This is a genomic window from Chitinophaga pinensis (genome assembly GCF_007896845.1).
GTDB classification, from domain to species: domain Bacteria; phylum Bacteroidota; class Bacteroidia; order Chitinophagales; family Chitinophagaceae; genus Chitinophaga; species Chitinophaga pinensis_C.
The window spans coordinates 112,174-127,304 of record NZ_VOHS01000005.1 but is presented as its reverse complement, the minus strand read 5'-3'; the positions used below and the strand labels follow the sequence as shown (position 1 = coordinate 127,304).

Here is a 15,131-nt window from a genome sequence, read left to right as displayed (position 1 = left end):
TTACTGTTTTTTTGTCTGCTTCGAAATTCCGTTTGATAGCCGGCGGATCATCCCTCCGAAAATAAAATAGTGGAAAGGAAGCATTATCATCCAGTAGAGCCTGCCCCATAAGCCGCGTGGCCGAAATGTGGCGGTTTGTTTTAATATAGATTGTTTATCTTTTTCTACTATCTGGAATTCCAGCCAGGCCTCTCCCGGAAGTTTCATTTCTGCAAATAATAACAACCTCCGTTGTTTTTTATCGGCAACCAGCACCCGCCAGAAGTCCAGTGCATCGCCCGCATGTATATCTACCGGGTCCCGTCTGCCTCTCCGTAGTCCCACACCGCCGGCAAGTTTATCAAGAAAACCCCGTATCCGCCATAGCGTATTGGCATAATACCAGCCAGTGTTACCTCCGATTTTCCAGATATTATTAAGGACGAAAGTTTCATCCTGATTGATGGGAATGCTTTGCTCATCTTTCAGACAACCAAAACTGGGGACTTCAATATTGTCCATCCATGTCTGAGGTGTGTTCGCTGACGAAAATGAATCTTTCCAGCTACTTGCGACAAGGTTTTGTTCTATTCGCCCAAATGCCAGTTCAACCGCCTGTTGGTAAGTAAGTAAAGTGATGCCCAGATCTGCTGCCAGACTGTTAGGCCTTGCTGTTACATCTACTTTCATACTATCAACAAGATTAACGGCAAGTTTATAGGAGGTAGATGTGATGAAATAAAGCCAATAGGAGGATAGCCGGGGTGTCATGACAGGCAGGGTGATAATATACCTTTTCAGCTTTCTGACCCTTGCATATTGCAATAACATCTGCTTATAGGTAAGTACTTCAGGCCCTGCTATATCATAATTTCTGTGATAGGTGGCCGCTTTCCCCAGCACACCACATAGAAAGAATATAACATCTCTGATACCGATGGGCTGGCAACGGGTGTTCAGCCATCGGGGAGTGATCATAACGGGTAATTTTTCTACCAGATCCCGGATAATTTCAAAAGAAGCACTGCCGGAGCCAACGATGATACCAGCTCTTAATGCTGTCAGGGGAACAGGGCCTTCTTTCAGGATATTCTCTACCATCAGCCGTGACTCAAGATGTCTGGAAAGGTCCTGTTGATTGACTATTCCGGTCAGGTAGATGACCTGCTGGCAGCTGGTATTGCTGATTAACCGTACAAATGTTCTTGCAGAAACCGCCTCTTTTTCCTCAAATTGCCCGCCACTGCTCATCGAATGCACCAGATAGTACGCTACATCAATATTGTCGGGGAAGGTGGTGTCCCCCGGCTGCAAAAAGTCGATCTCTATAACAGATACCGGATAGTCATGCTGCTGGTTAAACCTATCCCTGTCCCTGACACAACAGGTAATGTGATGGCCCTGTTCCAGTAATACCGGAATCAATCTCTGACCTATATAACCATTGGCGCCTGTAAGCAGTATGTTCAAGATGAATAGTATTAATATACAGTTTAAATACTACAAAATCTGCACCAGTACAGCAGTGAACTTTTATGATTAAAAAACAGGGAAAACCCATAGTTATTGGATACTTTTGTTTCATTAACCCTAGTTTGAAGACATATGAGTATAAAAGTTATTGCCTTTGATGCGGATGATACATTATGGATCAATGAACCCTATTTCCGCGAAACAGAAGCCGATTTTTGCCAACTGATGGAGAGCTATTTACCACAGCATACCGTCGCACGTGAACTATTGCAGACAGAGATCAAAAACCTGTCTCTGTACGGGTATGGTATTAAAGGATTTATGCTGTCAATGATAGAAACGGCATTGACAGTGTCCAATAAAACCATTGATATCAGTGCTGTGGAAAAGATTATTGAATATGGAAAAGCCCTGCTGGCCAGACCGGTGGAAATACTGGATGGTGTCCCCGAAGTACTCTCCGTACTGAAAGATCATTACCGCCTTGTTGTTGCTACCAAAGGTGATCTGCTGGATCAGGAACGTAAACTGCGCAATTCAGGCGTCCTGCATTATTTCCACCATGTGGAAGTCATGTCTGATAAACAGGAGGCCGATTACCGCAAGCTGTTAAAGCATCTGGATATTACACCTGACCAGTTCCTGATGATCGGTAACTCCCTGAAATCAGATGTATTGCCGGTACTGGGTATAGGTGGAAGCGCTATTCATATTCCCTATCATATCACATGGGAACATGAACATGTAGATGTGCATATTGATAGTCCGAATTTCAGACAGGTCAGCAATATTTCTGACGTACTGCCATTGTTGTACGCGCCATCGTTGTAACCCGTAACCAGTAATTTTTACTGAGTAACCATCCTATACTGTCTCCGCAGCAGCGGGGATTTCTATTGCTTTTTAATGTGTATTATTAAGCAGGATTTCCTATTTTGTAGCCCACGTTAAAATTCCATATTACTCACTACTCAAGTCAAGCAAATGAAAATTAAATGGATGGTGTGTTGTGCACTTCCAGTGGTTTTCATGTTACCACTGGGGGCACAAGCCGGCATCAAACAGGTCTCACCCGGCGCCTACACTCCTCCCGCGTATGAAGCGTTACGTCTGGGTAATGTTAAACCCACGGGCTGGCTCAAACGTCAGCTTCAGATTATGCGTCATGGATCATCTGGTCATCTGGATGAGTATTATGGCAAGATTAAAAATGATAACGGCTGGCTAGGTGGCCGCGGGGATGGCTGGGAGGAAACTCCTTACTGGCTGGACGGCGCATTGCCACTCGCTTATCTGCTGGATGACGCTGTCCTGAAAGAAAAAGTATTACGCTATGTCAACTGGACGCTGGATCATCAGCGTAAAAGCGGTTATTTCGGTCCCCTGACCAATGCAGAAATCACCCGCCAGATCGATATTGATCCGGAACATGCCGCAGAAGGAGAGGACTGGTGGCCTAAAATGGTCATGCTGAAAGTATTGCAGCAGTATTATTCCGCTACAGAAGACAAACGCGTAATCAAGTTCATGTCCCGCTACTTCCGTTATCAGCTGGACGCACTCAAAGTAGCGCCGGTGGGTAAATGGACCGAATGGGCCCAATCCCGCGGAGCGGAAAATGTAATGATGGCCCAATGGCTATACAGCATTACCAAAGATGATTATCTGCTCGAACTGGCAGAAACAATCGAACAACAATCATTTCCATGGACTACCTGGTTTGGTAACAGGGACTGGGTGATCAACACCACCACTTATCGCAATAATGCCCAATGGATGAACAGACACGCCGTGAATGTAGCCATGGGACTTAAAGCACCGGCAGTCAATTACCAGCGTACAGGCAAACAGGAATACCTGAAAAATCTCCATACCGGCTGGCAGGACCTGATGACGATTCACGGTCTGCCGATGGGGATCTTCTCCGGAGATGAGGATCTCAATGGAAATGATCCTACGCAGGGAGTAGAGCTCTGTGCGATCGTAGAGGCCATGTATTCATTGGAAAATATCAGTGCGATCACCGGAGATGTATTTTATATGGATGCACTCGAAAAGATGGCTTTTAATGCTTTGCCAACACAGACGACGGATGACTATAATGAGAAACAGTATTTTCAGGTCGCCAATCAGCTGCAGATCAGCAGAGGTGTTTTCAATTTCTCATTGCCTTTCGATCGTGAAATGTGTAATGTGCTGGGCGCCCGCAGCGGTTATACCTGCTGTCTGGCCAATATGCATCAGGGCTGGACAAAATACACGGCTAATCTCTGGTATCAGACGGCTGACAAAGGGGTGGCTGCATTAGAATATGGCCCCTGTATAATGACGGCAGAAGTAGGAAAGAAACACCGGGATGTGACCATCACAGAGGTAACAGATTATCCTTTTAATGAGGAAATCCGTTTTCAGATCGCTATAAAAAAAGAGACTGAATTTCCGCTCCGGTTACGCATACCCGCATGGTGTAATGAAGCTGTGATCTTACTCAATGGCCAGCCCTTAAGAAAAGATAAAGGCGGTCAGATGATCACGATCGAACGTGAATGGAAGGATAAAGACGAGCTGACATTACAATTGCCCATGACGATTAAAACCGGTACCTGGGGACGTAACTCCAGCGCGGTAGAAAGAGGTCCTCTGGTATATGCCCTGAAACTGGAAGAACGCTGGGTAAAAGACGCCGACCCCACAGAAGGTGCATACTATAGCGTATATCCCACCAGTGACTGGAATTTTGCATTACGTCGCAATGATATACGCCATGCGGCTGACAGTATGAAAGTGACAAAGCAGCGCCCACTGGATTCCAGTTTTGTCTGGAACCTGAAGCATGCCCCACTGGAAATAACCGCAAAGGCTAAAAAGATCCCTTCCTGGCAGGTCATGAACGGAGTTGCTTATCAGCCTCCGACCGACAGAGAAGGGCTCTATAAAGGGAAGGTAGATTCTGTTGTACACAATATCACACTCGTACCCTATGGTTTTACGAAAGTGAGAGTTGTCGCATTCCCTGTTGTACCATAATTTAAAACATCTGACATTGAGAGTAATTCTGACTGCAGCGCTGTTACTGATCACCAGTATTGTAAGCGCACAATATACCGCCTGGAAAGGTAGCTGGATCACCAACACGGAAGATACCACGGCTACAAAGGCACCTTATTTACGAAAGACATTTGCACTGGAAAAGAAGGTGGTCAGCGCGACTGCTTATGTGGCGGGTGTAGGTTACCATATTGTATTTGTAAACGGTAAACCTGTTACAGACGCTGTACTGGAACAGGCATATACCCGCTACGACAAACGCCTGTTATACAAAGTATATGATGTAACAGCACTGTTATCGCGTAAAGGTGCGCAGAGTATTGCTGCTGAACTGGGCAATGGCTGGTATAATATCCAGTCACATGCGGTATGGGGTTTCCAGAATGCACCGTGGAGAAAAACACCACGTCTGCTACTGGATCTTGTTATCCGCTATGATGACGGAACGACTGAAACGATCGCTACGGATAATAGCTGGAAATATTCCACAGGCCCCAGTCAGTTTAACTGTCTCTATTCCGGTGAGATCTATGATGCCCGTCAGGAAATATCCGGCTGGAACCAGACCGCATTTAATGATGCCGGCTGGAAACAGGTATTGCTGACTGCTTCCCCCGGTGGAGCGTTACACGAGCAGATCATGCCTTCCATAAAGGTGATACGCCGTATTAAGCCCGTATCTATGAAGAACCTGGGTAATGGAAAATACCTGTTTGATATGGGACAGAACTTCGCCGGTGTAGCTACATTAAAAGTAAAAGGACAGGCTGGTACTAAAGTGACCATGTATTATGGTGAGGTGTTGAAAAACGGTGAACTGGATATGGTGCATAACACAGAACACATGCGGAGCATGCCCGGTGAACTCCGTTTCCAGACAGATGTATATTACCTGAAAGGTGGTCAGCGTGAAGTGTTTACACCACGTTTTGTATACCACGGATTTCAATATGTGCAGATTGAGACTGACCAACCGCTGGACCTGAATGTACATTCACTGGAAGGGCTTTTTTACAGCACTGCATTTGAAGAAGCAGGGCATTTCACAAGCTCTGATCCGATGATCAATAAACTGTATGAAGCTGCCCGTCAGTCTTATCGCAGTAACTTCCTCAGCATCCCTACGGATTGTCCGCAGCGTGAAAAGAATGGCTGGACTGCAGATGCACATATCTCTACAGAAATCGGGCTATGGAATTATCAGACTACAGAAGGCTATCGCAAATGGTTGCATGATGTGCGTGACGCGCAATTGCCGAGTGGCGCCATGCCGGGTATTGCTCCTTCCAATGGATGGGGATATGACCGTCCGGGTAATGAAGAATTTACCTTCGGTCCCGCCTGGGGCAGTGCATTAGGCTTCGTTACATGGTATATGTATCTCTATCATAACGATACTGCATTAGTGAGAGAGCATTATGATGCATTTAAAAAGTATACGGATGCGGTGGCCAAAGGTGCGGAAGGTTACCTGTTCAAACACGGACTGGATGACTGGATGTCTTTGGTAAAAACACCAATGCCACTTACTTCCACTGCCTATTTTTATACAGATGCTGAACTGGTAGCGAAAATGGCGCGTGTATTGGGTAATAAGGCCGATGAGCAGACTTATACCAGATTGGCTGATAGTATACGTGCTGCATTTAATCGCGCTTATTTTGATGCTAATACAGGCGTTTACAAGGACAGTACAATGACTGCATTGAGTGCTGCTGTTTTCCACGGACTGGCTACTCCTGAAGCAGCTGCTAAAACTGCCGCGCAGCTGTCTGCAAAAGTACAGCGTAGTAATTATCACGCAGATTTTGGGGTGATGGGTACAAAGTATGTTTTACCAACCCTGAGTGATTATGGTTATGCAGATGTGGCTTTCCGCATGCTGACTGATACCGGTTATGCCGGTTGGGCGCATTGGATTGCCAATGGTGCAACTACCTTGTTTGAAGACTGGCCGGGAGAGTTATCACACAACCATATTTTCTTTGGCGATTATTGTGCATGGTATTATAAGACACTGGCAGGTATCCGTCCGGATGAAGCAGCGCCCGGATTCCAACACTTTTATATACAGCCGGCTTTTGTAAAAGCACTGAATTTTGTAAAGGCAGACTATGCCAGCAGTGCAGGTATGATCAAAGTGGAATGGAAGCGTAAAGGAAATGGTATAAAGGTGTCTGTAGAAATACCTTCACGTGCAACATTAAGATTGCCAGCCGGTATGACTGATGATAAAAATGCAACGCGTATTACTTTGAATGGACAGCAGTTTGATCAGATTATTCTGACAGCAGGTAAGTACACCTTTAACCTGAAATAATCTGTTGATAAATATTATTGGAATATGGAAACGTCTGGTAACATTACCAGGCGTTTCTCTTTTTATGACTAAACTATAGTTATACTATACTCAACTTACGTTAATGCTACGTTATAAACGTAGGTGTAGCGTAGGATTAGTATAGGATAACCATTATTTAAACGGATAATGATAGGGTGAGCAGGAAGGTAGTAATGTGGATAAATGGTACAAAGAGCAGGAGATGGTATATGATTTTGAGGGAAGGGAAACGGCGATGCCGTTAAGAATAAATACTACCTGTTTCTGGAAGACGCTTCATAAATAATCTGTTGCTGATATTCTCCGGTTATTACTCTGCCGTAAATGTTCCTTGTCCAGCCGTTTTCAAATCCATGATTATTAGCGATCAGATATCCTTTATGCGCGTCTGTCTTAATAATCTTATGTGCGTCGATGTAATGCCCTTTTACTTTGCAGAATACAATGTCTCCGATCTTGTATTCGCTGGATTTTTCGAAGGTCAGTTGTGTACCGCTCTTAAGAATGGGTAACATGGAGCTGCCAAATGCTTTCATCTTTCCTTTGCCGGTTTGCTCCAACTCGGCTTTTAATCGTTCGAATTTGTTCATGTTTTATAGTTTTCATGCTTATAGTTTTCAATGACAAATAACGGCTATATGTGTGCAACCTATTTGCGCAGGAGTGAACAGTTTTTTTAACAAATCATAACGGATTGAAAATGTGTACTATCGAAATAATATTTACTGCGCGTCCAAAAGAATGGCCATCCTGCTAATAGCAGAATGGCCACCAGATATCATTATGATTACTTTGATCAGAATGGACGGGGGTAAAAATTCAGCGCCTGATTCTTTCCTTCACTAATGGTCACATATCCGGAATTATCCGGCATTAATGCAATGCCTTCTCCTTGTTGCTCAGGTATGTATGGTAAGGTGACTGCCGGTCTGGCCATCGCAGCTTCCACTGTTTCCCCTGCCTGCCGGCTCCAGTAATACACAAGGCTTTTATCTTTAATCACAATATGTTTACCATCCCGGGAAATGTCGCCTGCGGTGATCCATGTATAAGGGACAGTACCCACTTTCTGTAATACCGCCTTTTCACCATCTTTGAAGTTCAGGGGTGTCTTATAGATCCCCACTGCCTTTTCTCTTTTACTTACCACATACAGGAACTTGTCAATGGGGTCTACCATGACCGTTTCTGCGTCTCTGGGGCCATCAGGATAGCTGATCAGTAATGTCTCCGGCTTGATGGTCGTTTTAGCGGCTGGTGCCTGAGAAGGGGCCTGAAAACGATAAATATGGGTATGCAGGTCCAAGCGGATATTGTTACCAATATCGCCGACATATACATATTGTTTTTGTGGAATCGGGCCGACGCCTTCCGCTATGTCTTCCCAATCGCGGTTTTTGACGCCTTCAAGCTGAATGGTGCTGATCAGTTGTCCTTTATTATCAAGGAGGTATACCTCGGGTTTATTACCACTATCATTGTGTGTCCAGAAGTAACCCGGCAGTGCTCTGCTGGCCGCAAGACCGGAAGCTTCCTGAATGGCTGGACTGTGTACGATCCCCAGTACCTGTGGCTGGACAGATTCGTTAAGCTGTACTTTCTTTTTTTTGGAGGAAGATTGTTCCTGTTTTTCCTTCTTCTTATGTTCCTTTTTCTTTTTCTGCGCAGGTGCTGATATGGCTGCAGATAGCAATAATAACAGCAGACTGTTAAAGATGGTCCGTTTACTCATTATACGATACTACGAAATAATGAGCACATAACCCATTCTAAACCAGCCCCGTCTGTAATGCTACCTTCACCAGTCCTGCAGTATTTTTTACTTCCAGTTTGTGTAGTAGACTGATACGGTGATTTTCTACTGTATGCAGACTGAGAAACAGTTTATCCGCAATTTCCTGATTGGTATGCTCATCAATGATCAGCTGCAGGACTTCTTTCTCCCTCCGCGTAAGCGTAGTATTTTTCTTTTCCGATTTCTTGTTACGGAACATATCTTCTATCAGCTGCTGGTTCAGGGCAGGAGAGAGGAATTGACCTCCTTTCTGTACTGTTTCGATGGCTTGCAGGATAGTGACATCGTCTGACTCTTTCAGCAGGTATCCCATGCAACCAAGTTTCAGCATTTTCTTCACAAGAAACAGCACATCAGAACTGCTGAGTACCAGAATGCGCACCTGTGGATAGTTCTTCAGGATACTAGCGGCCAGCTCAGGGCCACTCATATCCGGGAGGTGCATATCCAGCAACAGGACATCCGGCTGTCTTTCTCTGATACCCTTTAAAAGGGTATTACCATTGGTATAGATGTCGGTCACTTCTACATGGGCAGCATCACGTAATATGCTGCAGATGCCATTAGCTACAATAGGGTGATCGTCAGCAATCGCTAGTTTTATAGGCATGTCTGGCAGTATTATTATGTTTAATCGAAATTTCTATATGTACGCTGGTTCCCTCGCCTGGTACGCTCTCTATATGTAAATCCCCGTTTAACGAATTTACGCGTTCCCGGATAGTTTTCAATCCTATACCATCAGATTGTGCAGATGATAACATACCATTGCCATCATCTTCTACAGTAACAGCCAGTTGCGATTCATGACAGGCGATCTGAACGATGGCATGTTTTGCATTGGCATGTTTGAGGATATTATGGACAAGTTCCTGTATGATGCGATAAACGGTGAGTTCTTCTGCGGATGATAAGCCGGTATTGAAGCCGATGGACTGGAAAGTAACCTCCAGCGTGTGTCCTTTCTTTACGCGTTCGCAAAACAGGGCAGTAGCTTTGGTCAGTCCCTCCTGAAGCAATATTTCCGGCATCAGGTTGTGGGCTGTTTTACGTAGTTCGACAGACGCCTCTTCCAGCAGGTGCAGAACTTCCTTGAAATCTTCCGTCACATCCGTAGTGGTATATCTGCGGAAAATAGCACTCAGCCGTGTACGGATCGTACCCAGCGTACCACCCATGCCGTCATGCAGATCACGGGCAATACGGCTCCGCTCTTTCTCTTCTCCTGCAATCATCGCCTGTAAATTGCTGATCTGTAATTCCTGTCGCAGGTTCCGGATCTTCTCCAGCTGCAACTTCTGTTTATGCAGATTATTCCGGTATATCAGAACACTGATCAACAGTATCAGCAGTAATCCGGAAGACACTGCGATGATCAGCATATTTTTCGTTTTGATCCTGCTTTCATTACGGGTGATAGCCAGCTGCTTCTCCGCCAGCTCCTTATTCTTATCCGCAATACGGTATTTCATTTCCAGATTGAATACCAGTTCCAGTTTCTCCACTTTCATCATACTGTCCCTGATAACAGTATAAGCCTTTCTGTATTCAGCTGCTTTCCTGTACTGTCCGACGGCCTCATAGGCATCTGCCAATACCTGATTGCCCCGGCCTACCAGCAGGTGGACCATATGTCGTTCCTCCGCATTATTTAGTGCCGGTAAGGTAATGGTGATGGCTTTGTTATATTGTTGCTGCATTACAAAAGCCTGACCAGTGCAAATATCTGCAAAGATCTGGTGCCTGTTGGGAATAGGATTGTTCGCCGGAAAGAGTGCCTTTGCCTTTTTCAGGTATGCAATGGCAGGTACCGGATTCTTATCATCAAGGTAGGTAAGAGCAGTATTGATCAGTAGCCCGGCTTCCATACTGGCGGAGATCTTCGTTGCCTTTCCCATCTGGATGGCAGATGCACAGTAGTAACGGGCGGAGTCGTTCTGAACGATGTTATTAAAATAGCCTGCTTTATAATAATAAAGCATCATCAGTGCGGTAGTATCCTTCTTAATATTGGCGCTGTCGATCAGGTTGTCTATATGGCCCATGATCTGTTGAATATGCGAGTCGTTCTGGATATTTTCATTAATATTCAACCAGAAATCAAGCAGACTACAATATACACGTGTCTGCATCCTGCGGTCTGTTACCTTATTAGCCTCCAGCAGGTCAAGGGCCGCATAGCGGTAGTAGGCAGAAGAATCATACTTGCCCTTATAATAAAAGCTTTGCGACATGAACAGGTAGATGTTCACCCGCATTTCCAGTCCTTCCTGATTATCTTCACAATAATGCAGAGCCAGACGCTCGCATGACAGGGCCTTGTCTTTCTCATTGTTATTATTATAACAAAGCGCCAGACCCGCCAGCGCATGTGCAACGCCATTATTATACTTCAAGATGCGTGCATCCTCCATTCCCATATAATACAGACGAACCGCATTACTGGTGGCAGTATCTTTCTTGGTACCGGCAAGTTTTAACAGACTGTCCACATGCTTTATGCTGGTACCGGAATGCGTGACACTCCTTGTTAGCTGGTCAGTTACCGTCTGGGCAGTAAGGGACAGGCTGTTACCAATTAAAAGTAACAGCGCAAAAAGCAGCGTCCTACGGATCTTACCGTGGAACAGGTTACTAAGGTTACCCATCATTAGAAGTCATTTCATTCTCCTTGTGGCATCATGGCAAATTTTTCCTGTAAAATTGACAGTTATTACAGGATACGAAATAGATTCTGGTTGCAACAAAGGATTTCCTATAAAATAGTGTCGTTACGAATATAAAGTTTGGTTGATTCCGGGGAGTAAGATAAGAATTAAATAGTGGTTTACCGCTAATTTCTATAAAGGCGGTTTACCCGGATGCAACAACCTTCCCAACTGAATAATTTTAGCTTTTGAAAAAAGGAGCCTGGCTCGCAACATTCTTAAGGGGTATTGACAGTTGAATGTTAATTCGTTACAGCTAAATCTAACGCGTGGAACAGTAAAAGCCGGGTAATACGTCACACTATCAGGTCAGGAGCAACCAGAAGAAGATATTTTTTACAACCAGGATCATTTCAGTAAATCAGCTATACATATGACATTACCTATGCATGGTAATCAATTGCCGGCGTCCTTAAAAAAGCGCCGGAGGGGAATTATTACGGTTACAATACTGCTATTACTATCCGGTGCTGCGCATGCAGCCGGAACCAACCACGCGGCTGACAGCCGTATAGTAAGAGATTCTATCCCTATGGGTCTGGCGAAAGGAAGGGTGACTGGTGCTGAAGAGAAAGTCGCGCTGCCCAATGTATCAGTAGTCAACCTGTCTACGAAAAAAGGAACAGTGACAACTGTTGATGGTGATTTTACATTAAGCGCCCGTTCCGGAGACAGCTTACGCTTTTCATTTATTGGTAAAAAAGCACAGGTCGTCCTGTTTACCGGTCAGACTTTGGTGAATGTCCTGTTGAGTGGTACAGAAGGCTCCCTGTCAGAAGTGGTGGTGACAGGTTTCCAGAATATTGACAAAAAGAAATTCGCGGGTTCTGCCGTATCTATCAAGGCAGAAGACGTAAAAATAAATGGTGTGGCAGATGTTAGCCGCATGCTGGAAGGCCGTGTGGCGGGTGTATCTGTACAGAACGTATCAGGTACATTTGGTACCGCTCCCAAGATCCGTATCCGCGGTGCTACCTCCATTAACGGTGATAACAAACCATTATGGGTAGTAGACGGAGTAGTATTGGAAGATGTGGCCAATATCTCTAATGACCAGCTTTCCAGTGGTGACCCTACCACTTTACTGGGTTCTGCTGTTGCAGGTTTGAACTCTAACGACATTGAAAGTTTCGATATCCTGAAAGATGCTGCAGCAACGGCACTCTATGGTGCCCGCGCCATGAATGGTGTAGTGGTGATCACGACCAAAAAAGGACGTGCAGGTAAACCCACCATTGCCTATAGCGGCAATTTCAGTACACAATTGAAACCTACCTATGGAAACTTTAATATCATGAACTCTGCCAGACAGATGTCTGTACTGGCAGAGCTTGAGCGTAAAGGTATTCTGACATCCGATATCCTTTCCCGTGGCGACGTCGGTGTGTACGGAAAAATGTATGATATGCTGCAGACAGACGTGAATGGTCACTTCGAACTGGAGAATACACCTGAAGCGCGTAAAGCTTTCCTATTACAATATGGCAGAGCTAATACCGACTGGTTCGATATCCTGTTCCGCAACAACTTCGTACAGGAACATTCCATCAGCGTATCCTCCGGTACAGATCGCTCCCAATCCTATTTCTCTACCAGCTATTATGGAGATAACGGCTGGACAATAGCAGATAAAGTACATCGCTATACCCTGAACTATCGTAATAACTATAAATTCTCCGACAGATTCACAGCTGGTTTCTCTACACTCGGCTCCGTACGTCAGCAAAGGGCGCCGGGTACATTGACGCGTAACAGTAATCCGGTAGAAGGACAGTATGACCGCGATTTCGATATCAACCCTTTCAGCTACGCACTGAATACCAGCCGTACACTGAGAGCATATGATGATAAAGGCGATCTGGAATATTTCAGACGCAACTTCGCGGATTTTAATATCATCAATGAACTGCGTAATAACTATCTCTCACTAAATGTGATGGACCTTCGTCTGCAAGGTGATCTGGGCTGGAAAATCACCGATAAACTGAAATGGGAATTTGTAGGCGCACTGCGTTATGTGAAATCTTCCCGTGAACACCAGATCACTGAAGACGCCAACATGGCGAATGCTTACCGGGCAGCAGACAATGCGACCATCGCACAAAATAATAAATTCCTGTACCGCGATCCGGAGAACCCGGATGCACCGCCGGTGATTGTATTACCGGAAGGTGGTTTCTATAACAGAACGGAAGACCAGCTGGTCAACTACGATTTCCGTAACACACTCAGCTACAGAACTACATTTGGCAGTAATCATAATCTGAATATACTGGCAGGTCAGCAGGTGAAATATGCTGACAGACAAAATGCTTCCAATACAGGTTATGGTTACCAATACAATAACGGTGGTGTTCCTTATATCGACTATCGTGTATTGAAACAGACTATTGAAAGCAACTTCCCTTACTATGGTATGGCACGCGACTATGACAGATTTGCCGCCTTCTATGGTACAGCTGATTACTCTTATGGGGATAAATACAGTATCAGCGCTAATGCCCGTTATGATGGTTCTAACCGTCTGGGTGCTTCTTCCGGTGCGAGATGGCTCCCTACATGGAGCTTCGCTGGTCGCTGGAATCTGGATAGAGAAGACTTCATGCGTGAACTCCGTAATGTAGATTATCTCTCCTTACGCGCCAGCTATGGTCTGACCGCCAGCATGGGACCTGCTACCAACTCTAATATCGTTTATCAGACTGTAAACAGCCGTCGTGCACACCTGAATGAAGTGGAATCTGTCATCCAGCTGGCACACCTGAAGAATACCGAACTCACATGGGAAAAATTATATACGACTAACCTCGGTGTAGAAGCAGGCTTCTTAGACAGACGCCTGAACATGACGCTCGACCTTTACAGCCGTAAAAGTTTTGACCTGATCAGTCTTATTAAAACCTCCGGCATCGGCGGTGAACTGTACAAAGCAGCCAACTATGCGGATATGACTTCCAAAGGTATTGAAGTCATGGTAGGTGGTGAAGTGATCCGTAAAAAACATTGGGGATGGAGAACTAACCTGACCTTCGGTTATAACACCAATAAGATCACCAATGCGAAAAACGCTCCGTTGATCTTTGACCTCGTTGCTGCCGAAGGTGGTAATAAAGAAGGCTATCCGGTACGCAGTCTCTTCTCCCTTGACTATAAAGGACTGGACCCGCATACTGGTGTACCGACCTTCGTTACAGGTGATGGTAAGACCAGCTCAAACGTTGATCTGCAGGATGATGCAACTGGTACACTGGTTTATCAGGGACCCGTAGATCCTCCGGTAACAGGTGGTCTGAATAATACCTTCCGCTACAAAGCATTATCACTGAACGTATTCATGACTTATCAGTGGGGTAACAAGATCCGTCTGTACCCGGCTTTCAAAACGGCTTACTCTGACCTCGATGCAATGCCCAATGAGTTCTATGACCGTTGGATAATGCCGAAAGATGAAACCCAGACAAATGTACCATCCATACTCGATGCATATGAGCAGACACTGCTCGGTGGCGCATATCCTTATAACAACTACAACTATTCTACAGCGCGCGTAGCAAAAGGAGATTTTGTGCGTCTGAAAACGGTATCCCTGACATACCTGCTGCCAGCCAGCTTCTTAAAGAGAACAGGTTTTAGCAGTCTGTTGGTAACAGCTGCTGCGAATAACATGTGGCTGATCTATTCAGACAAAAAACTGAAAGGACAGGATCCTGAGTTCTTCAACGCCGGAGGTGTGGCACAGCCAATACAGAAGCAGTTTACATTATCTCTTAAAGTGGGCATTTAAAAA

Annotated in this window: 9 protein-coding genes; 4 read left to right on the top strand and 5 right to left on the bottom strand. The window is 45.2% G+C overall.

Going from position 1 to position 15,131, the window contains the following annotated elements; genetic code table 11:
* Complete coding sequence (locus FEF09_RS06870) at positions 1 to 1,449, bottom strand: SDR family oxidoreductase (protein ID WP_146304436.1); 1,449 nt, start codon at positions 1,447 to 1,449, stop codon at positions 1 to 3.
* A gap of 135 nt (positions 1,450 to 1,584) precedes the next feature.
* On the opposite strand from FEF09_RS06870, the gene FEF09_RS06865 reads away from it, so the two are divergent.
* The 3 genes from FEF09_RS06865 (at position 1,585) to FEF09_RS06855 (ending at position 6,820) form a co-directional block, all read left to right on the top strand.
* Positions 1,585 to 2,283: an HAD family hydrolase gene (locus FEF09_RS06865; protein WP_146304435.1), complete on the top strand. Its 699-nt coding sequence runs from the start codon at positions 1,585 to 1,587 to the stop codon at positions 2,281 to 2,283.
* 153 nt (positions 2,284 to 2,436) lie between these two features.
* Positions 2,437 to 4,479, top strand: coding sequence for a glycoside hydrolase family 127 protein (locus FEF09_RS06860; protein WP_261387381.1), 2,043 nt, complete (start codon positions 2,437 to 2,439; stop codon positions 4,477 to 4,479).
* A 16-nt stretch (positions 4,480 to 4,495) separates the two neighbouring features.
* On the top strand, positions 4,496 to 6,820 hold the full coding sequence (locus tag FEF09_RS06855) for a family 78 glycoside hydrolase catalytic domain (RefSeq protein ID WP_186774227.1): 2,325 nt from the start codon (positions 4,496 to 4,498) through the stop codon (positions 6,818 to 6,820).
* Between the two features lie 275 nt (positions 6,821 to 7,095).
* On the opposite strand, the gene FEF09_RS06850 is transcribed toward FEF09_RS06855, so the two are convergent.
* The 4 genes from FEF09_RS06850 to FEF09_RS06835 all read right to left on the bottom strand — a co-directional run bounded on the left by FEF09_RS06850 (position 7,096) and on the right by FEF09_RS06835 (position 11,287).
* Positions 7,096 to 7,431: a S24 family peptidase gene (locus tag FEF09_RS06850; protein ID WP_146304433.1), complete on the bottom strand. Its 336-nt coding sequence runs from the start codon at positions 7,429 to 7,431 to the stop codon at positions 7,096 to 7,098.
* Between the two features lie 206 nt (positions 7,432 to 7,637).
* Positions 7,638 to 8,573 carry a hypothetical protein gene (locus tag FEF09_RS06845; protein ID WP_146304432.1) on the bottom strand — a complete coding sequence of 312 codons (936 nt, stop codon included), beginning with the start codon at positions 8,571 to 8,573 and terminating at the stop codon, positions 7,638 to 7,640.
* 37 nt (positions 8,574 to 8,610) lie between these two features.
* Entirely contained in the window at positions 8,611 to 9,246 is a 636-nt protein-coding gene (locus FEF09_RS06840) for a response regulator (protein WP_146304431.1), read from the bottom strand.
* A complete protein-coding gene (locus FEF09_RS06835; protein ID WP_261387380.1) occupies positions 9,221 to 11,287 on the bottom strand; it encodes a sensor histidine kinase in 2,067 nt (688 codons plus the stop codon). The genes FEF09_RS06840 and FEF09_RS06835 overlap by 26 nt, the downstream gene beginning before the upstream one ends.
* A gap of 430 nt (positions 11,288 to 11,717) precedes the next feature.
* On the opposite strand from FEF09_RS06835, the gene FEF09_RS06830 reads away from it, so the two are divergent.
* Complete coding sequence (locus tag FEF09_RS06830; protein WP_146304430.1) at positions 11,718 to 15,128, top strand: SusC/RagA family TonB-linked outer membrane protein; 3,411 nt, start codon at positions 11,718 to 11,720, stop codon at positions 15,126 to 15,128.
* Positions 15,129 to 15,131: the final 3 nt, after the last annotated feature.

What these genes read in the sequence shown, in the direction of transcription:
- FEF09_RS06865 (WP_146304435.1), top strand. Translation starts at nt 1,585, where the DNA reads ATGAGTATAAAAGTTATTGCCTTTGATGCGGATGATACATTATGGATC.
- FEF09_RS06860 (WP_261387381.1), top strand. Translation starts at nt 2,437, where the DNA reads ATGAAAATTAAATGGATGGTGTGTTGTGCACTTCCAGTGGTTTTCATG.
- FEF09_RS06850 (WP_146304433.1), bottom strand. Translation starts at nt 7,431, where the DNA reads ATGAACAAATTCGAACGATTAAAAGCCGAGTTGGAGCAAACCGGCAAA.
- FEF09_RS06845 (WP_146304432.1), bottom strand. Translation starts at nt 8,573, where the DNA reads ATGAGTAAACGGACCATCTTTAACAGTCTGCTGTTATTATTGCTATCT.
- FEF09_RS06840 (WP_146304431.1), bottom strand. Translation starts at nt 9,246, where the DNA reads ATGCCTATAAAACTAGCGATTGCTGACGATCACCCTATTGTAGCTAAT.
- FEF09_RS06835 (WP_261387380.1), bottom strand. Translation starts at nt 11,287, where the DNA reads ATGATGGGTAACCTTAGTAACCTGTTCCACGGTAAGATCCGTAGGACG.
- FEF09_RS06830 (WP_146304430.1), top strand. Translation starts at nt 11,718, where the DNA reads ATGACATTACCTATGCATGGTAATCAATTGCCGGCGTCCTTAAAAAAG.